Annotated in this window: 15 protein-coding genes; 9 read left to right on the forward strand and 6 right to left on the reverse strand. The window is 67.8% G+C overall.

Annotation, left to right across the window (positions count from 1 at the left end; all coding sequences use genetic code 11):
- Positions 1 to 3: 3 nt before the first annotated feature.
- Positions 4 to 480, forward strand: coding sequence for a helix-turn-helix domain-containing protein (locus tag BN4348_RS52485; protein WP_372514004.1), 477 nt, complete (start codon positions 4 to 6; stop codon positions 478 to 480).
- Positions 473 to 904 carry a VOC family protein gene (locus BN4348_RS52490; RefSeq protein ID WP_066916412.1) on the forward strand — a complete coding sequence of 144 codons (432 nt, stop codon included), beginning with the start codon at positions 473 to 475 and terminating at the stop codon, positions 902 to 904. Before BN4348_RS52485 ends, BN4348_RS52490 begins: the two co-directional genes overlap by 8 nt.
- 86 nt (positions 905 to 990) lie before the next feature.
- Here BN4348_RS52490 and fadA6 read toward each other — a convergent pair whose 3' ends face one another.
- Both fadA6 and kstR2 read right to left on the reverse strand, forming a co-directional pair.
- Positions 991 to 2,151: a steroid 3-ketoacyl-CoA thiolase FadA6 gene (gene fadA6 / locus BN4348_RS52495; RefSeq protein ID WP_066916414.1), complete on the reverse strand. Its 1,161-nt coding sequence runs from the start codon at positions 2,149 to 2,151 to the stop codon at positions 991 to 993.
- Positions 2,152 to 2,154: 3 nt separating this feature from the next.
- Positions 2,155 to 2,757 (reverse strand): TetR family transcriptional regulator KstR2, encoded by a 603-nt coding sequence (kstR2, locus tag BN4348_RS52500; protein WP_066916416.1) that lies wholly within the window; start codon positions 2,755 to 2,757, stop codon positions 2,155 to 2,157.
- Positions 2,758 to 3,301: 544 nt separating this feature from the next.
- On the opposite strand from kstR2, the gene BN4348_RS52505 reads away from it, so the two are divergent.
- Positions 3,302 to 5,140 carry a PPE family protein gene (locus BN4348_RS52505; RefSeq protein WP_276002619.1) on the forward strand — a complete coding sequence of 613 codons (1,839 nt, stop codon included), beginning with the start codon at positions 3,302 to 3,304 and terminating at the stop codon, positions 5,138 to 5,140.
- A 211-nt stretch (positions 5,141 to 5,351) separates the two neighbouring features.
- On the opposite strand, the gene ipdF is transcribed toward BN4348_RS52505, so the two are convergent.
- Positions 5,352 to 6,140 carry a (5R,7aS)-5-hydroxy-7a-methyl-1-oxo-2,3,5,6,7,7a-hexahydro-1H-indene-carboxyl-CoA reductase gene (gene ipdF, locus BN4348_RS52510; protein ID WP_066916420.1) on the reverse strand — a complete coding sequence of 263 codons (789 nt, stop codon included), beginning with the start codon at positions 6,138 to 6,140 and terminating at the stop codon, positions 5,352 to 5,354.
- Entirely contained in the window at positions 6,137 to 7,285 is a 1,149-nt protein-coding gene (gene ipdE1, locus BN4348_RS52515; protein ID WP_066916422.1) for an acyl-CoA dehydrogenase IpdE1, read from the reverse strand. Before ipdE1 ends, ipdF begins: the two co-directional genes overlap by 4 nt.
- 50 nt (positions 7,286 to 7,335) lie before the next feature.
- Between ipdE1 and fadD3 the strand changes: the two genes are divergently transcribed.
- Genes fadD3 through BN4348_RS52540 form a run of 5 tightly spaced genes read left to right on the forward strand, consistent with a single transcriptional unit; the run spans position 7,336 to position 13,055 of the window.
- Positions 7,336 to 8,871 (forward strand): 3-((3aS,4S,7aS)-7a-methyl-1,5-dioxo-octahydro-1H-inden-4-yl)propanoate--CoA ligase FadD3, encoded by a 1,536-nt coding sequence (fadD3, locus tag BN4348_RS52520; RefSeq protein WP_066916424.1) that lies wholly within the window; start codon positions 7,336 to 7,338, stop codon positions 8,869 to 8,871.
- Positions 8,871 to 10,004 (forward strand): acyl-CoA dehydrogenase family protein, encoded by a 1,134-nt coding sequence (locus tag BN4348_RS52525; protein ID WP_066916426.1) that lies wholly within the window; start codon positions 8,871 to 8,873, stop codon positions 10,002 to 10,004. Before fadD3 ends, BN4348_RS52525 begins: the two co-directional genes overlap by 1 nt.
- Positions 10,004 to 10,939 carry an acyl-CoA dehydrogenase family protein gene (locus BN4348_RS52530; protein WP_066916428.1) on the forward strand — a complete coding sequence of 312 codons (936 nt, stop codon included), beginning with the start codon at positions 10,004 to 10,006 and terminating at the stop codon, positions 10,937 to 10,939. The genes BN4348_RS52525 and BN4348_RS52530 overlap by 1 nt, the downstream gene beginning before the upstream one ends.
- Complete coding sequence (gene ipdE2 / locus BN4348_RS52535; protein ID WP_096866204.1) at positions 10,936 to 11,889, forward strand: acyl-CoA dehydrogenase IpdE2; 954 nt, start codon at positions 10,936 to 10,938, stop codon at positions 11,887 to 11,889. The genes BN4348_RS52530 and ipdE2 overlap by 4 nt, the downstream gene beginning before the upstream one ends.
- Complete coding sequence (locus tag BN4348_RS52540; protein ID WP_066916432.1) at positions 11,886 to 13,055, forward strand: pyridoxal phosphate-dependent aminotransferase; 1,170 nt, start codon at positions 11,886 to 11,888, stop codon at positions 13,053 to 13,055. The genes ipdE2 and BN4348_RS52540 overlap by 4 nt, the downstream gene beginning before the upstream one ends.
- On the opposite strand, the gene BN4348_RS52545 is transcribed toward BN4348_RS52540, so the two are convergent.
- Both BN4348_RS52545 and BN4348_RS52550 read right to left on the reverse strand, forming a co-directional pair.
- Entirely contained in the window at positions 13,045 to 14,943 is a 1,899-nt protein-coding gene (locus BN4348_RS52545) for an AMP-binding protein (protein ID WP_066916434.1), read from the reverse strand. The genes BN4348_RS52540 and BN4348_RS52545 overlap by 11 nt on opposite strands.
- Positions 14,944 to 15,024: 81 nt before the next feature.
- The gene (locus BN4348_RS52550) at positions 15,025 to 15,855 is read right to left on the reverse strand and encodes an arylamine N-acetyltransferase family protein (RefSeq protein WP_066916435.1); all 831 of its coding nucleotides are present in this window, start codon (positions 15,853 to 15,855) and stop codon (positions 15,025 to 15,027) included.
- Positions 15,856 to 16,034: 179 nt separating this feature from the next.
- Between BN4348_RS52550 and BN4348_RS52555 the strand changes: the two genes are divergently transcribed.
- Positions 16,035 to 18,860 carry a serine/threonine-protein kinase gene (locus tag BN4348_RS52555; protein ID WP_066916437.1) on the forward strand — a complete coding sequence of 942 codons (2,826 nt, stop codon included), beginning with the start codon at positions 16,035 to 16,037 and terminating at the stop codon, positions 18,858 to 18,860.
- The last annotated feature ends 59 nt before the right edge of the window (positions 18,861 to 18,919 follow it).

Raw genomic sequence — 18,919 nt, forward strand, 5'->3', positions numbered from 1 at the left:
GGGGTGGCATCCGCACCGGTGGCCCGGCACCTGCTTCGGGCCAAAGACCTTGTTGACGCGCGCTACCACGAACCGCTTTTCGTCGCCGACCTGGCGGCGGCCGCAGGCCTTTCTCCGGCGCACTTCAGCCGACGCTTCAAGCAGGCGTTCGGCGAGTCGCCGCACCAGTACCTGCTGACGCGGCGGCTGGAACGAGCCGCCGCGTTGCTACGCACCACCGACTGGACGGTGGCCGCCGTTTGCATCGCCGTGGGTTGGGAAAGCGTCGGCTCGTTCACCACGAGCTTTCGCCGCATGTTCGGCGTGACGCCACAGGGCTATCGGGCCACCTTCCCACCCGCCGAGCGTCACGTGAGAATTCCGCGCTGCGTCGCGCTTGCCTACGGGCGGCCGCAAAACCGCACGTTTCGAGAAGACGACAAACGCGCGTCGTCCGTAGCGTCGATGCAACGCGACGAAGTCAGGAGATCCGATGCTTAAGATTGCCAACGCTCAGTTCTGGGTGCACGACCAAGAGGCGGCGCTGGAGTTCTACACCAAGACGCTCGGCTGGGAGGTGCGGGCTGACGTCACGATGCAGGCGTGGAACTTCCGGTGGCTCTGCATCGGGCCCGTCGAGCAGGACGACGTCGGGCTGGTGCTGATGCCCGTTCCGGGGCCGCCGATGCTCGACGCCGCCGCCAGCGCGCAACTGGCCGAGCTGGTGGCCAAGGGCGCCGGTGGCACCCTGTTCCTGGAGACCGACGATTGCCAGGCCGCCTACGACGAATTGTCCGCTCGCGGCGTCACATTCAACGATCCCCCCACGCCGCAGGCCTACGGTATCGACACTTCCTTCCGCGACCCGTCCGGCAACAACATTCGGCTCACCGAAGTGCTCGAGTTCGATCCGGCTCGCGGCTGATCAGTCACCCGCCGCGTCGAGCGTGCGCAGTTGTACGCAATCTGCGGCGTGTCGGTGTACAAACACGCACGCTCGGCGGAGGGGGGTCAGAGCCGCTCGATGATCGTGACGTTGGCCGTGCCGCCGCCCTCGCACATCGTCTGCAGCCCGTAGCGGCCGCCGATGCGCTCCAGCTCGTTGAGCATCGTGGTGAACAGCTTGGCCCCGGTGGCGCCCAGGGGATGGCCGAGCGCGATCGCGCCGCCGTTGGGGTTGACCTTCTCCGGGTCCGCCTTGACCTCCTTGAGCCAGGCCAGCACGACCGGGGCGAACGCCTCGTTGATCTCGACGGTGTCGATGTCTTCGATTGAGAGCCCGGTCTTTTCCAGCGCGTAGCGGGTGGCCGGGATCGGCCCGGTCAGCATGAACACGGGGTCGGCGGCGCGGGCGCTGATGTGGTGGATGCGCGCCCGCGGGGTCAGCTTGTGGTCCTTGACGGCCTGCTCCGAAGCCAACAGCACCGCGCTGGCGCCGTCTGAAATTTGACTGGCCATCGCCGCCGTCAGCCGGCCACCCTCGACCAGTGTCTTGAGGCCGGCCATCTTCTCCAACGACGACTCGCGGGGGCCCTCGTCGACCCGGAACGGCCCGGATTCGGTTTCCACAGCGATGATTTCGTTGTCGAAGTGCCCGCCGCGGATCGCCGCGAACGCACGCTCATGGCTGGCGAGCGCGTACTGCTCCATCTCTTCGCGCGACAGGTTCCACTTCTCGGCGATCATCTCCGAGCCGCGGAATTGCGAGATTTCCTGGTCGCCATACCGGTGCAGCCACTGCTTGGACTCGTTGGTCGGCGAGGTGAACCCGAACTGCTCGCCGACGGTCATCGCCGACGAGATCGGGATCTGGCTCATGTTCTGCATGCCGCCGGCCACGATGAGGTCGGCCGTGCCGGACATGATCGCTTGCGCGCCAAAGGAAATGGCCTGCTGACTGGAACCGCACTGCCGATCCACGGTGACACCGGGAACCTCTTCGGGATAACCGGCGGCCAGCCACGAGAGCCTGGCGATGTTGCCCGCCTGCGCCCCGATGGCGTCGACGCAACCGGCGATCACGTCGTCCACGGCGGCGGGGTCGACGTCGACGCGGTCCAGCAGTCCGCGCCAGCCGTAGGCACCGAGGTCGACGGGATGCACCCCGGCCAGCGCGCCGTTGCGCTTGCCAACCGCGGTACGAACAGCGTCAATGACGTATGCCTCGGGCATCTTTCAGACTCCTTCTTTGGTAATGCCGCCAAGCACGATGGCGAGATATTGCCGCCCCACCTGCTGTGCGGTGAGCGGTCCGCCGGGCTGATACCAGCGCACCGACACCCAGGTGGTGTCACGGATGAAGCGGTAGACCAGGTCGACGTCGAGGTCGGGCTGGAAATAGCCCTCGTCGACGCCCTGATTGAGCACCTCGACCCACATCTTCCGCTGCTGCCGGTTCATGTCCTCGATGTAGGAGAACCGCGGTTGCGACAGCAGCCGTTTGGCCTCGTCCTGGTAGATGACGACTTGGGCGTGGCGATCCTCGATCGCCTCGAACGAGGCCATGAACAGCCCCTTGAGCCGCTCCAGCGGATTGGGCTCGCTGTCGACGATCTCCCGGTAGCGCGCGAACAGCCAATCCAGGAAGCCGCGCAGCAACTCGTCGACCATCTCCTCCTTGGAGGAGAAATGGTGATACAGGCTGCCGGAGAGGATGCCGGCACCGTCGGCGATGTCGCGTACCGTGGTGGCGCGCAAACCGCGCTCGGCGAACATGCTCGCGGCGAGCTCTAACAACTCGTCTCGGCGACTGTTTGCCTGACCGGCGACTCGGTCCACTCGATCAGGGTATCAACCAAGCGCTTGCTCGGCCAATGCGGCCGTCGCGAAGACGCGCTCACCCACCGCGGCGTCCTGGTGTGGCGACAACCTGTCCGGCGCAAAACCGCAGCGCTCCGCACCGCCGCCCTTCGGCATTGTCATCGATGGCGGCAGCGAGACGTCCGGAACAACGGCGACCCGCCAGCTTCTTGGCCCGCATTAGCGGCTCGAACTTGGGGCTCTTCAAATGCGAACGGCTGTAGCGGGCTCGTTTTGACTTAAGTCAGTTGCGGCGATTGCTCGGTGGTTTACGTCGGCGATCGAGGTTCGCCTATCCGAGAGTCGCCACCACGCAAAATGCTTGAGCCGCTTCGCAAGCGCGTACCGCTGTCGTCCACGGGGGGTGACGCTAATTTTATTAGATCCAGTTTGGTAAAAGCTAGCGCATCCAATTTAGCAAACGTTATTAGATCCAGTTTAGTAAACCGCGAGACTATTCGCCGCGATCGGCTTAGCGTTATTTCTCATACCCCCTCCTGTCGGGCTGAAAGGACGGTGTGTGATGAGCTTCATGATGTTGCCGCCGGAGATCAATTCCCTGCGGATGTTCGCTGGCGCAGGTTCGGCTCCGATGCTGCAGGCCGCCGCGGCCTGGGACGGCTTGGCTTCCGAACTCGGGTCTGCGGCGTCCTCGTTCAACTCGGTGACGTCCGGGTTGGCGGGGCAGGCCTGGCAGGGTCCAGCCGCTCAGGCGATGTCGGCCGCTGCCACCCCGTATACCGGATGGCTCAGTGCGGCGGCGGCGCAAGCGTCGGGGGCGGCCGGGCAGGCCCGGGCGATCGTGAGTGCGTTCGAGGCGGCACAGACGGCCACGATCCAGCCGGTCATGGTCGAGCTGAACCGCAACTCGTTCGTGCAGATGGTGATGTCGAACTGGTTCGGCCTCAACGCGCCGGCGATTGCCCAACTGGAGGGCGACTACGAGGCGATGTGGGCCCAGGACGTGGAGGCCATGGTGGGCTACCACGCCGGCGCCGCCGCGGCGGCGGCTCAGTTGACGCCCGCGCAGGCCCTGCAAGACCTGTTGGCGGGCCTGCCCAACTTGGGCGTCGGGAACCTCGGCAATGCCAACCTTGGCAATGGCAACAAAGGCAGCGGCAACGTCGGCAGCGGCAACCTCGGCAACTCCAACTTCGGCCTCGGGAACCTCGGCAACTCCAACTTCGGCCTCGGGAATAACGGCACCAAAAACATCGGCTTCGGAAACCTCGGCAACCCCCTCACCAGCTCTAATCCGGGCGCTAACTTTGGTCTGGGCAACTTCGGTAACGGCAACTTCGGTCTCGGAAACACGGGCAACTCAAACGTCGGCGGCGGCAACAGCGGCAACAACAACATCGGTTTCGGCCTCACCGGCAATAATCTGGTCGGTCTCGGAAATGCTTTCTACGACACCAATACTGGTCAGTTCCATTTCAACGGCCTGAACTCGGGCAGCGGCAACATCGGCTTCGGAAACTCGGGCAACGGCAACATCGGCTTCTTCAACTCCGGCGACGGCAACCTCGGTATCTTCAGTTCGGGTGCCAATATCAATCCCGCCGACCTGGGCAAGCTGCAGGGCCTCGGCATCGGGAACTCCGGGTTCGGCAACATCGGCTTGGGGAACACGGGCAGCGGAAACTTCGGCTTCGGTGACTCGGGCAACCTAAATACCGGCTGGGGAAACTCCGGCGACATGAACACTGGCGGTGGGAACTCGGGCGGCAGCATCGCCAACAGCTTGGCCAACCCGTTAGTTCCACAACCAGGCAACACGGGCTTCGGGAACTCCGGCTACGGCAACACGGGCATAGGGAATGCGGGCAACCTGAACACGGGCTTCTGGAATTCAGGCGACGTGAACACGGGCTTCGTCAATTCGGGCAACGTGAACACGGGCTTCGGGATCAGCACCGATTCCGGCCTCACTCACTCGGGCTTCAATAACGTGGGTACCAACGTCTCGGGCTTCAACAACTCGGCCACCGGCGCTGTCGGCACCGGGGCGATACCACCTCTCTCTGAGAGTTACAACGGCTCTATCTCGGGCTTCAACAACACGGCCCAGGGCGCTGTCGTGAATAATCCCGCTGGTCTCGCCATCTCCGTCGCCGGTGGCATGTCGGGCTTCAACAACGTCGCCAGCGGCGCTGTTGGCGGTCTTCTAGCTCCCACCTTTGCGTTCGGTTATAACGGTCTGATTTCAGGCTTCTTCAACAACGGCGTCACGGCTGCAATCGAAAGCCTTGGCCTGCCAGCCGGCATCATTAGCGGCCTCGGGTCGGGCTTGTTGAACAGCAACACCGGTTTTTCGGGCGTGTTTAACATCGAAAAGTTGCTTGCGGGGTTAACTGGTTAGCTCACAGATGCTGGCTTGATACCGACATCACCCGGCCGATGACGTAACTCGAGTAGGCACGAGGGAAGTGCGATGGTCACCCGCGACTTCCCAGCCTTTCGCCGACTGTTCATTTGACGCCCAGCCTCGGCACCGAGTGTGAAAGCCACGACGCGACACGCCGATAAGCCGTCGCGGCTTTCACAAACTCGTCTGCTGCGCAACAACCCGGTCACGGGTGCTGGCTGGAGACCGAGATCACCTCTCCGGTCAGGTAACTCGAGTAGTCGCTGGCCAAAAACGCGATGGTGGAAGCAATTTCCCACGGCTCGGCGGCGCGCCCGAACGCCTCGCCCGCCGACAGCCGGTCCAGCAGGTCGGCCGAGGTCGTCTTGTCGAGAAACTTGTGCCGTGCGATGCTCGGGGACACCGCGTTGATCCGTACCCCGTACTCCACGGCTTCGATTGCGCTGCAACGGGTTAACGCCATCACGCCGGCCTTGGCGGCGGCGTAATGCGACTGCGAGTGCTGCGCGCGCCAGCCCAGCACGCTGGCGTTGTTGACGATGACGCCGCCGTGCTTGGCCTCGCGGAAATAGCGCAGCGCCGCGCGGGTGGCCCGGAACACCGACGTCAGCGTCACGTCCAGCACGCGGTCCCATTCGTCGTCGCTCATGTCGACCACCGGCGTCTGACCGCCCAGCCCGGCGTTGTTCACCAGCACGTCCAACCGGCCCATGCGCGCCGTGGTCGAGTCGATCAGGGCGTCGACCTGCGCGGTGGACGTCACGTCGCACACCACCTTTTCGACCCGGCCCAATCCCAGTGCGCTCAGTTCGTCAGCGGTCTCCCCCAGCCGTCGTTCGTGGTGGTCGGACACCACGACGTCGGCCCCCTCGGCCAGGGCGCGGCGCGCGGTCGCCGAACCGATCCCGGTGCCCGCGGCCGCGGTCACGACGACCACCTTGCCTTCCAGAAGGCCGTGTCCGGCAATCTCTTTCGGCGCTTCGGACAGAGTCATCCCTTAACCTCTCGGGGCAGGCCGAGCACCCGCTCGGCGATGATGTTGCGCTGGATCTCGTTGGACCCGCCATAGATGGTGTCCGCGCGGGTGAACAGGAACAACCGCTGCCATTCGTCGAATTCGCCGTCGCTCAGCGTCATGCCGGCCTTGCCGATCACGTCCATCGCCAGCTCACCCAGGTCGCGATGCCAGTTGGCCCACAACAACTTCGACACGTTGTCCTGCCCGGGCTGCTCGACATCCATGGTGGCCAGGGCGTACGAACGCATCGCCCGCAGGCCGGTCCACGCCCGCGTCAGCCGCTCCCGGACGAACGGGTCGTCGGCGGCGCCGTTGCGCTGCGCGAGCTCGGCAAGGTTGGAAAGCTCACGGGCGTAGCGGATTTGCTGTCCCAGTGTGGAGACGCCGCGCTCGAAGGTCAGCGTCCCCATCGCGACCCGCCAGCCGTCGCCGGGCTGGCCGACCACCATCGATGCGTCGGTGCGGGCGTCGTCGAAGAACACCTCGTTGAACTCGGCCGTGCCGGTGATCTGCACGATCGGCCGGACCTGCACGCCGGGCTGGTCCAGCGGCACCAGCAGGTACGACAGGCCGGCGTGCCGCTTGGAGCCCTTCTCGGTGCGCGCCACCACGAAGCACCACTGCGACAGGTGCGCAAGCGACGTCCACACCTTCTGGCCGTTGATCACCCATTGGTCGCCGTCGAGTTCGGCGGTCGTCGCGACGTTGGCCAGGTCGCTGCCGGCGCCGGGCTCGGAATAGCCCTGGCACCACAGCTCGGTGACGTCGAGGATGCGCGGCAGGAAGCGCTGCTGCTGCTCGGGCGTCCCGAACGCGATGAGCGTCGGGCCCAGCAGCTCCTCGCCGAAGTGGTTGACCTTGTCCGGCGCGTCGGCCTTCGCATACTCCTCGTAGAAAGCCACCCGATGCGCGGTGGACAACCCGCGGCCACCGTGCTCGACGGGCCACCCGAGGCAGGTCAGTCCGGCCTTGGCGAGGTGCTGGTTCCAGGCCCGGCGTTCCTCGAACGCCTCGTGCTCGCGTCCCGGGCCGCCGAGCCCCTTGAGCGCCGCGAATTCGCCGACCAGATTGTCGGCGAGCCAACCGCGGACCTCGGCCCGGAACTCCTCGACGTCCTGCATGCCCTGTAGGCTAACCTACCAAGCACTTGCTTTGTTAAGGAGCGTCATCAATGCCGAGCGCGCCCCGCACCGTGCCCGCGGCGCTGGATCGTTTCGTCGACCAATTCCCCGACCAGGCCGCGCTGATCACCGACGAGCGATCCTTCACGGCAACCGAACTGCGCGACGCGGTACACCGGGCGGCGGCCGCACTCATCGCGCTCGGTGTCCGGGCGGGAGACCGGGTGGCCATCTGGTCGCCCAACACCTGGCACTGGGTGGTCGCCTGCCTGGCGATCCACCACGCCGGGGCCGCGATGGTGCCGCTGAACACCCGCTACACCGCAGAAGAAGCGAGCGACATCCTGGCGCGCACCGGCGCGCCGGTGCTGTTCGGGATGGGGCGATTCCTCGGCCAGGATCGCGTCGCCGACCTCGATCGCGGCGCCCTGCCCGAGCTGCGGCACGTCGTTCGAATCCCGATCGAGGCCGGCGACGGGACATGGGAAGACTTCCTCGCCTGCGGTGCGGACCTCGACACGGTCGCCGCCCGCGCCGCCGCCGTCACCCCCGACGACGTCAGCGACATCCTGTTCACCTCCGGCACCACCGGGCGCAGCAAAGGCGTGTTGTGTGCGCACCGGCAGTCGCTGTCGGCCTCGGCGTCGTGGGCGGCCAACGGCAAAATCACCAGCGACGACCGGTACCTCTGCATCAACCCGTTCTTCCACAACTTCGGCTACAAGGCGGGCATCCTGGCCTGCCTGCAGACCGGCGCGACACTGATCCCCCACCTGATTTTCGACCCGCTGCGCGCGCTGCAGGCGATCGAGCAACATCGCATCACCGTGCTGCCGGGGCCGCCCACCATCTACCAGACCCTGCTGGATCATCCGGCGCGGCGCGACTACGACCTGAGCTCGCTGCGGTTCGCGGTGACGGGCGCGGCCACCGTGCCGGTCGTGCTGGTCGAGCGCATGCAGTCCGAGCTCGACATCGACATCGTGCTGACGGCGTACGGGCTCACCGAGGCCAACGGCATGGGCACCATGTGCCGCGCCGACGACGACGCGGTCACCGTCGCCACCACCTGCGGGCGTCCCTTCGCCGACTTCGAATTGCGCATCGACTCACGCGCTCCCGGGGAAGCGGGTGAGGTGCTGCTGCGCGGGCCGAACGTGATGCTGGGCTACCTCGACGACCCGGCGGCGACCGCTGCCGCCATCGACCCCGACGGGTGGCTGCACACCGGTGACATCGGCGCCGTCGACAACGCGGGCAACCTGCGCATCACCGACCGGCTCAAGGACATGTACATCTGCGGCGGATTCAACGTCTACCCCGCCGAGGTCGAGCAGGTCCTGGCCCGGATGGAGGGCGTGGCCGACGCCGCGGTGATCGGGGTCCCCGACGAGCGCCTGGGCGAGGTCGGCCGCGCGTTCGTGGTGGCCCGGCCGGGCGCCAACCTCGACGAGGAATCCGTGATCGCTTACACCCGTGAGCATTTGGCGAACTTCAAGGCACCGCGGTCGGTGCGGTTCGTCGACACGTTGCCGCGCAACCCGGGCGGCAAGGTGGTCAAACCACAACTGCGGGAGCTGGCCTGATGGACCTGCAATTAGACGACGACACGCTGGCGTTTGCGGCCGAGGTCCGCGAATTCCTGTCGGCAAACGCCGGGGAGATCCCGACGAAGTCCTATGACAACGCCGAAGGCTTTGCCCAGCACCGACATTGGGACAAGGTCCTGTTCGACGCCGGCCTGTCGGTGATCACCTGGCCGCACAAGTACGGTGGCCGCGACGCACCGCTGCTGCACTGGGTGGTGTTCGAGGAGGAGTACTTTCGCGCCGGGGCGCCGGGCCGGGCCAGCGCCAACGGCACCTCCATGCTTGCCCCGACGCTGTTCGCGCACGGCACCTCCGAGCAGCTCGACCGGATCCTGCCGAAAATGGCCAGCGGCGAACAGATCTGGGCGCAGGCCTGGTCGGAGCCCGAATCCGGCAGCGATCTGGCGTCGCTGCGATCGACCGCGACCCGAACCGAGGGCGGCTGGCTGCTCAACGGGCAGAAGATCTGGAGCTCGCGGGCGCCGTTCGCCGAGCGGGGATTCGGGCTGTTCCGCTCCGACCCGTCGGCCGAGCGGCACAACGGCCTGACCTACCTGATGTTCGACCTCAAGGCCAACGGGGTCACCGTGCGGCCCATCGTGCAGCTCGGCGGTGACACCGGCTTCGGGGAGATCTTCCTCGACGACGTCTTCGTCCCCGACGAGGACGTGATCGGCACCCCGAACGAGGGGTGGCGGGCGGCCATGAGCACATCGAGCAACGAGCGCGGCATGTCGCTGCGCAGCCCCGCCCGCTTCCTCGCGGCGGCGGAACGATTGGTGGGCCTGTGGAAGGACCGCGGCAGCCCCCCGGAATTCGCCGACCGGGTCGCCGACGCGTGGATCAAGGCGCAGGCCTATCGGCTGCAGACGTTCGGCACGGTGACCAGGCTGGCCGCCGGCGGCGAGCTCGGGGCCGAATCGTCGGTGACCAAGGTGTTCTGGTCGGACCTCGACGTGGCGATACATCAGACGGCGCTCGACGTCCTCGACGCCGATGGCGAGCTGGCCGGCCCGTGGACCGACGGGCTGCTGTTCGCCCTGGGCGGCCCGATCTACGCCGGCACCAACGAAATCCAGCGCAACATCGTCTCGGAACGTCTGCTGGGTCTGCCCCGGGAGAAAAGGTAATGGACTTCGCACTAGACGAACAGCAGCGCGACTTCGCGGCCAGCATCGACGCGGCGCTGGGCGCGGCGGACCTGCCGGGCACCATTCGTGCCTGGTCCGCGGGGGATACCGCGCCCGGCCGCAAGGTGTGGGAACAGCTGGCGAACCTGGGGGTCACCGCGCTGGCCGTGCCGGAGAAATTCGACGGGATCGGCGCCGAGCCCGTCGACCTGGTGGTCGCCCTCGAACGCCTCGGCCGCTGGTGCGTGCCGGGCCCGGTGGCCGAATCCATTGCCGTGGCACCGATTTTGCTGGCGGACGATGAGCGCTGCGCGGGCCTGGCTTCCGGCGAGCTCATCGCCACCGTCGCGATGCCGCCGCACGCCCCGCGCGCCGTCGACGCCGAAACGGCCGGGCTGGTGCTGCTGGCCGACGAGAGCGGTGTGACAGAGGCGGCCCAGGGCGAGGAGCACGAGTCCGTCGACCCCAGCCGCCGCCTCTACGACGTCACCGCGTCGGGTGAGCCCTGGCAAGCGGACGTCAGGCGCGCCTACGAGTTCGGGGCGTTGGCCACCGCGGCGCAACTGGTCGGCGCCGCCGAGGCGCTGCTGGGCGGCGCCGTCGACTACGCCAAGCAACGCAGCCAGTTCGGCCGGGTAATCGGTTCCTATCAGGCGATCAAGCACAAGCTGGCCGACGTGCACATCGCGATCGAGCTGGCCCGCCCCCTGGTGTACGGCGCGGCGCTCTCGCTGGAATCACGCGACGTCGGCGCGGCGAAAGCCGCGGCGTCCGAGGCGGCCCTGCTGGCGGCGCGCGCCTCGCTGCAAACCCACGGCGCGATCGGGTTCACCCAGGAACACGACCTGTCGCTGTGGCTGCTGCGGGTGCAGGCATTACGCTCGGCGTGGGGCACGCCGCAGGCGCATCGGCGCCGAGTGCTGGAGGCGCTATGAGTATGACCGAAGAGCGCGAGCTGCTGCGCGAGACCGTCGCGGCCCTGGTGGCCAAGCACGCGGAGCCGGCGGCGGTGCGCGCCGCGATGGAGTCCGAGCGTGGCTACGACGAGTCGCTGTGGCGGCTGTTATGTGAGCAGGTCGGCGCGGCGGCGCTGGTGGTTCCCGAGGAGCTGGGCGGCGCGGGCGGCGAATTGGCCGACGCCGCAACGGTTCTGCAGGAGCTGGGCCGCGCCCTGGTGCCCTCCCCGCTGCTGGGTACCACGCTGGCGCAGCTGGCGTTGCTCGCCGCGGCCGAGCCGGACGGCGAAACCCTGACCGGGCTCGCCGAGGGCGGTTCGATCGGCGCGCTGGTGCTCGCCCCCGACTACGTGGTCAACGGGGACGTCGCCGACGTCGTCGTCGCCGTCGACGGCGACCGGCTGAGCAGGTGGACCCGCTTCACCGCGCAGCCCGTCGCCACCATGGACCCCACCCGTCGCCTGGCCCGGGTGCGGCCCGAAGAGACCGAGACGATCGGCGCCGACCCCGGCATCGCGGACACCGCGGCCATCCTGCTGGCGGCCGAGCAGATCGGTGCCGCCGAACGTTGCCTGGAACTGACCGTCGAATACACCAAGAGCCGCGTCCAATTCGGCCGCCCGATCGGCAGCTTTCAGGCGCTCAAGCATCGGATGGCCGATCTGTATGTCACCGTCGCCGCGGCGAAGGCCGTGGTGGCTGACGCCTGCGACGACCCCACGCCCACCAATGCCGCCACCGCGCGCCTCGCCGCCACCGAGGCGTTGAAAGACGTCGCCGCCGAGGGGATTCAGTTGCACGGCGGGATCGCGATCACGTGGGAACACGACATGCACCTGTACTTCAAACGCGCGCACGGCAGCGCCCAACTGCTCGGCTCGCCGCGTGAGCTGCTGCGCCAACTGGAATCCGAAGTGCTGCCGACGTGACCGATCGGGTCGCACTGCGCGCCGGCATCCCGCCGTTCTATGTGATGGATGTCTGGCTGGCCGCCGCGGAGCGCCAGCACAGCCATGGCGACCTGGTGAACTTGTCGGCGGGCCAGCCCAGCGTCGGCGCGCCCGAGCCGGTGCGCGCGGCGGCGGCCGCCGCGCTGCAAGCCAACCAGTTGGGTTACACCGTCGCGCTGGGCATTCCGGAGCTGCGCGCCGCGATCGCGGCCGATTACCAAACCAAACACGGCATCGACGTGGAGCCCGACGCGGTCGTCGTGACCACGGGCTCCTCGGGCGGATTCCTGCTCGCCTTCCTGGCGTGCTTCGATGTCGGCGACCGGGTGGCGCTGGCCAGTCCCGGCTACCCCTGCTACCGAAACATCTTGTCGGCGTTGGGATGTGAGGTCGTGGATATCGCGTGCGGGCCGGAAACCCGGTTCCAGCCCACGGCGCGAATGCTCGCCGAACTGGACCCACCGATTAAGGGCGTGATCGTCGCCAGCCCCGCCAATCCCACCGGGACGGTCATACCGCCGGCCGAGTTGTCCGCGATCGCGTCGTGGTGCGAGGCATCCGGTGTGCGGCTGATCAGCGATGAGGTCTACCACGGCCTGGTCTACGACGGGGCACCGGAGACCAGCTGCGCCTGGCAGACGTCGCGAGACGCGTTGGTGGTCAACAGCTTTTCGAAGTACTACGCGATGACGGGCTGGCGGCTTGGCTGGCTGCTGGTGCCGCCCGAGCTGCGCCGGGCGGTGGACTGCCTGACCGGCAACTTCACCATCTGCCCGCCGGCGCTGTCGCAGATCGCCGCGGTGGCGGCGTTCACCGCCGAGGCCACCGCCGAGGCCGACGGCAATCTGCGGCATTACGCGGTCAACCGTTCGCTGCTGCTTGACGGGCTGCGCGCGATCGGCGTCGACCGGCTGGCGCCCACCGACGGCGCGTTCTACGTGTATGCCGACGTGTCGGACTTCACCGGCGACTCGCTGGGATTCTGCTCAAAGCTGCTGGCCGACACCGGCGTTGCGATCGCACCGGGCATCGACTTCGACACCGCGCGCGGCAATTCGTTCGTCCGGCTCTCGTTCGCCGGACCCACCGGCGACATCGAGGAGGCCCTGCGACGGATCGGGCCCTGGCTGGCGGTCAGCGGTTGAAACGCCCTTCGAGGTACTCGGCGCGGCAGGCGTTGCGGGCAAGTTTGCCGCTGGTCGTGCGGGGGATGGCCCCGGCCGCCACCAGCCGCACATCGGCGACGCGAATCTGGTGATGCCGCGAAATCGCGGCGCGCACGGTATCGGCGATCGGCCCCAGCTCGCGGCCCGCCCCGGCGGCGCGCTCGGCGACCACGACCACCTGCTCGCCGGAGCCGCCGCTGGGGATGGATGAAACCGCCTCGGCGGGAACGGAAAACGCGGCGACATAGCCGGTGCGGATGGCCGTCGAGGCTTCGCTCACCGTCGTTTCGATGTCGTGCGGGTAGTGGTTGCGGCCGTCGATGATGATGAGGTCTTTGATCCGCCCCGGCAGATACAGCTCGCCGTCGACGTAGACGCCGAGATCGCCGGTGGCCAGCCAGGACCCGTTGTCCGGGGCCCCCTCGGCGTGGCTCCCGACCTCGAGCCGGGACTGCAGCTTGTTGCCGAACACCCGTCGTGTTTCGTCCTCGCGCCCGAAGTATCCGCGGCCGACGTTGTTGCCGTGCAACCAGATTTCCCCCACGGTGCCGTCGGGCACCTCCGCGCCGTCCGGGTCGGCGATCACCGCCCACTGCTCGAGGATCGGCTGCCCGCACGAGACAAGGGAGACCGCATCGGCGGCGGTCGGCTCGACGACGACCGCGCGGCCGGCGCCGAGCCGCTGCCGGTCGAGGAAGATCGCGCTGGCCGCGGCGTCCGAGGCGATGCTGGCGACCGACAGTGTCGCTTCCGCCATCCCGTAGGACGGCTTGACCACCGTGGCGGGCAGACCGTACGGGGCGAACGCTTTGGTGAACTGCTCGATGGCCGACATGCTCACGGGCTCCGACCCGTTGAGCAGGCACACCACGTTGCTGAGGTCGAGATCCTCACCCTGGGGAGGAAGGCCCCGCTGGGCCGTCAACTCGAAGGCGAAGTTCGGCGCCGCGGCCATTGTTCGGCCTCGGGTCGCCGCAATGCCGAGCTGCTTGATCCATCGGTAGGGCCGGCGAAGGAACGCCATGGGGTCCATCAGCGTGACGTGCGCCCCGAAATACGCCGTGAACACGATCATCATCAGTCCCATGTCGTGATACAGCGGCAGCCAGCTCACGCATTGGACGTCGGTGTTCAGCCCGCCGTGCAGGATCATCTGCATCGCGTTGGTGTAGACGGCGCGATGGGTGATCTCCACCCCGGCCGGCGTGCGGGTCGACCCGGACGTGTACTGCAGATAGGCGAGGTCGTCGGTGTCCCGGACGGGGTCGGTAAAGGTAGCGCCCAGCGTTGCGGGTACCGCGTCCACCGCGATCATCCGCGGCCGCTCGTGCGGGGGCAGAGNGTCCACCGCGATAACCCGCGGCCGCTCGTGCGGGGGCAGAGTCCGGATAAACGTCCGAACCGATTCGGCGGCCGCGGTAGTCGTCAAGACCGCCGCCGGCCGGCCGTCGGCCAGCACCGCCGCCAGCCGCTCGCCGTGCCCGGCCAAAGTCGGCGCAAAGAGTGGGATCGCGACATTGCCCGCATGGATGGCGCCGAAGAAGCCCGCGACATAGTCGAGGCCCTGCGGCGCCAGGATGGCCACCCGATCCCCGGGCTGGGTGACCTGCTGCAAACGGGCGCCGATCGCGCAGACCCGCGACCACAGCTCGTTCCAGCTGAGCTCGACAACCCGCCCGTCCTGCTCCTGCGAGTAGTCGAGGAAGCGGTACGCCGGGCTGTCACCGAGCTGGGCCCTGTTCCGGTCGAAATTCGAGGTCAACGTCACGCCCTCGGGCACCACGATCGTGCCGGCTGCGGCGGCGTCAGCGTCGACGCCGCCCGAGGCGACGCCGACAGTATTGGTTGACCCGTGATCCCGACTCACGTCGGGTCAGATTAATAGACGTTCTTATAATTTGCCGCATTTACCTCGGTATGGCGGTCGTCACGTCCAACGACGTGCGGATTAGGCGTCGAGGACTTTGTCGAGGCGGGCTTCCAGCGCGCCGCGCTCCCCGACGTCGGCCACGTTGACCCCGAACCGTTCGGCGAGGGTGTCGACGACGGCGGCCGCGTCCCGCAGACGGATTTTCTCGCTGCCGTCGGCACGGTGGACGGTCAACTCGCGGCCGGCCAGGTTCAGTCGGGCGTCGTCGGTGACCTTCGCCGCCATCAGGCCGGTCACGAAGTGCGACGAGCGGTGGGTGGAGACGAACCAGCTGGCCACCTTCAGGTCGATGTCCGGCCGGGTCCGCGTGGTGAATTCGTAGAGCGGCACCCACCGGTCTTGGATGAGCGCCTGCAGGACCAGCCCGTCGCGACGGTCCTCGAGCCGGTAAGGTTCGCGGGTCGTCTGTTGGACGCTGCCGGTTTCGATGCGCAGCGGCGAGGTCGGTGTCTGGCCGCCAAACCCGACGTCGACGAGATACGGCCCCCGGGAGCCGGGGAAGGTCACCGCCAACACCGTATGGGTCTGCGCCGGGAGCGGCGCGTCGGGCGGCAGCATCCAAACCACGCGGCCGGCCAATCGCCGCACCCGGAAGCCGATTTCGCAAAGCGCGTAACCCATCAGCCCGTTCTGCTCGTAGCAATAGCCGCCCCGGCCTCGGTGAACGAGCTTGTCGGTCAGGGCCTCTGGGCTCAGGTCATCCACCGGCACTCCGGTCAGCGGATCGAGGTTCTCGAACGGGATCGTTCGCGTGTGGGCGGTCACCAGGGCCTGTAATACGTCCAGGTTCGGCTCGGCGGCGCCGCGGAAGCCGATGCGATCGAAATACCCGTTGAGATCCAGCGTCATAGGGCCATTCTGGCCCGAGTCAGCCGCGATCGCCCGTGCCAAACCCGTTGCACCCACAAGCGGTTGGCCGAACTGATCTTGGCTTGATAACGAAGCGCGCCGAGGGATATACCGGCGAGGTCGCGGGCGCTACTCTTGAGCTCTCTGAGCTCCATGAACCGGAGGTTAAGCGCCGAGGAATGCCCGAAGAACCCAGGTCCGACGGCGTGGCGTCGGTATCCGGCGGAATCGCCGCGGAGCTGGCGGCCGCCGGTTTCGAGGATGCACGCCAGGTGGCCAGGGGTGGCGCCGGCGTCATCTACTGCTGTTACGAAACGGCACTGGGTCGAAACGTCGCGGTAAAGGTGCTGCCGTCGCACATGGACGAGGAGAGCCGGGAACGGTTCCTGCGCGAGGGCTACGCGATGGGCGGGCTGTCCGGGCATCCGAACATCGTCAACATCCTGCGGGTCGGCGTGAGCACCAGCAACCGGCCATTCATCGTGATGCCCTATCACGCGGCGGATTCCCTGGCGGTGCGGCTGCGCCGGGAGGGCCCGGTCCCGTGGCCCGAAGCCTTGCGGATCGGTGTAAAGCTTTGCGGCGCACTGGAAACCGCACACAGGGCCGGAACGCTGCATCGCGATATCAAGCCGGCGAACATACTCACCAACGACTACGGCGAACCGCAGTTGAGCGATTTCGGCATCGCCCATATCGAAGGCGGCTACGAGACGGCGACCGGGTTCTTCTCCGGCACGATCGATTACACCGCGCCGGAGGTGATGACGGGCAACCCGGCGACGGTTGCCGCCGACATGTACTCGCTGGGTGCCACCATTTATGCCCTCATCGCCGGCAACGCCGCCCACGAGCGCAGGAAGGGCGAAGACCTGATCGCGCAGTATCTGCGGATCAGCACCACCGGGGTTCCGAACATGCGCCCAGACGGAATCCCGGACGCGGTGTGCGCGGCGATCGAGAGGGCGATGGCGCTCGATCCGGCCGAGCGCCCCGCCTCGGCCGAGGAGTTCGGCCGCGAATTGCAGGCCGCGCAGCGCCTCAACGGCCTGAAACCCGATGCGATGGCGATCACCGGAGGCAGTCCCGGAGTCTCGCCCGACACCAACGGCGGCGAAGGGCGACCGCCCGCTCACGACGGAGCGACCTCGGCGATCGGTGACAAGGACGCGNCCGTGGTCGCCGTGTTGGTAGCCGGCGCCGTCTTTCTCGGCCTGCGGCCCAACGACAACCACAACACCGCCACGAGCGCGCCGACCGGCCCCGCGCCGGCGGCGTGGAAACCGATTACCAACGCGCGCGTCGCGCGCGACGCGGTCGCGACCACCCAGGCCGACGGCACGATCTGGGTCTTCGGCGGCATTCGCAGCGACGGCCTCGCCACCACCAGGCACGAGGGGTACGACCCCGCCATCGACGAATGGAAGGGCGGCGACGATTTGCCGGTGGCGCTGGCGCACGCGACGGCGGTCACGTGGCAGGGAAACCCCGTCGTGCTCGGCGGCTGGAGGACGGACAATGGCAAAAACGTTGCCAGCGACCAGGTTTGGCGCGTCGTCAACAGCCGCTGGGTGGAGTTGCCACACCTGTTGCAGCCCAGGGCGGCAGCGGCGGCCGCGGTGGCCGGAGACCGCCTCGTCGTCACCGGCGGCGTGGACGCCAATGGCGTCTTGCTGAACACCACCGAGGTCTTCGACGGCGCCTCGTGGAGCCTGGGTGCACCGCTACCGACTCCGCGGCAGCTCTTGGCCGCCGCGTCGGACGGAAAGCTGGTGTACGCGGTGGGCGGCAGCAGCGCGGGCTCGGACCTGGCCTCGGTCGAGGCGTATGACCCCGCCGCGAAGACGTGGAAGGCGCTGGCCGCGCTTCCGCAACCGCGCAGCGACCTGGGGGTGGCGATCGCCGATGGACGCCTGGTCGCGGTCGGGGGCGTGTCGTCGGGGCGCGTGCTGAAGAGCGTCTCGGTGTTCGACCTGATGATGAAGACCTGGGACACACTGCCGGACATGGCGACGGCGCGACACGGGATGGCCGTCGCCGCGGTCGAGAAGTCCGTGTATGCGATCGGCGGCTCGACGGCCGTCGGGGATAGCCAGCTGGTTGCGACGGCGGAAGCGTTGAAGCTGCCGGCCCGCCAGATTCAGCCAGCACCGCAATGGCGTTCCCTGCCCGATGCGCCGACGCCCCGGTTGATGATGGCGTGGGCCGTGCAGGGCGACAAGATCTGGCTCATGGGTGGGCTGCGCAACGGCGCCGCGCTGCAGGCGGTCGAGAGCTATGACCCGCGCACCGGGACCTGGGAGACCGGACCGCCGCTGCCCATCCCGCTGCACCACGCGGCGGCGGCAACCTTCCGCGGCGAGGTCGTCGTGCTCGGCGGCGCCAGCGACAACATCGCGGACGCCTCCAGCAAGGTGTTCGCGCTGCGCGGCGGCAACTGGGTGGAGCTACCCGGCCTCGCGCACGCGCGGGCGGCGCCGGCGGCGGCGGTGGCCGGTGACAAGCTCGTCGTCGTCGGCGGGCAGAACGACAAGCAGATCGTCCCCCAGACCGAGGTCTTCGACGGCAGCTCGTGGCGGGACGCGGCCGACATGCCCACCCCGCGCGAACACCTGGCCGCGGTGTCGGACGGCACCTATGTGTACGCGATCGGCGGCAGGTTCCTGTCCTCCGACAAGAACTCGGCGGCGCTGGAACGGTTCGATCCGGCGGCGGGGACATGGACCAAGTTGGTGGGCATGCCGACGCCGCGCGGCAGCTATGGCGCCACCTACCTCGACGGCCGCATCGTCGTGGTCGGTGGCGAGGAACCGACGATGGTGCTGAACGTGGTCGAGATGTACGACATCGCGGCCGGCAAATGGAGCACCATCACCCCCATGCCGACGCCGCGCCACGCCGCGGCGGTGGCGGCGGTGGGCAACACGGTCTACTGCATCGGCGGCGCGAACCGGCCGACGCACGAAGGCCCCATCGCGACCGTCGAGGCGCTCGACTTCAGATAGCGGCGCCACCCGCCTTGTTTTATATCTGTCAAATATGGGGACCCCGATACCGACGGGCG

Origin of the sequence: Mycobacterium interjectum (genome assembly GCF_900078675.2) — a bacterium.
GTDB classification, from domain to species: Bacteria; Actinomycetota; Actinomycetes; order Mycobacteriales; family Mycobacteriaceae; genus Mycobacterium; species Mycobacterium interjectum.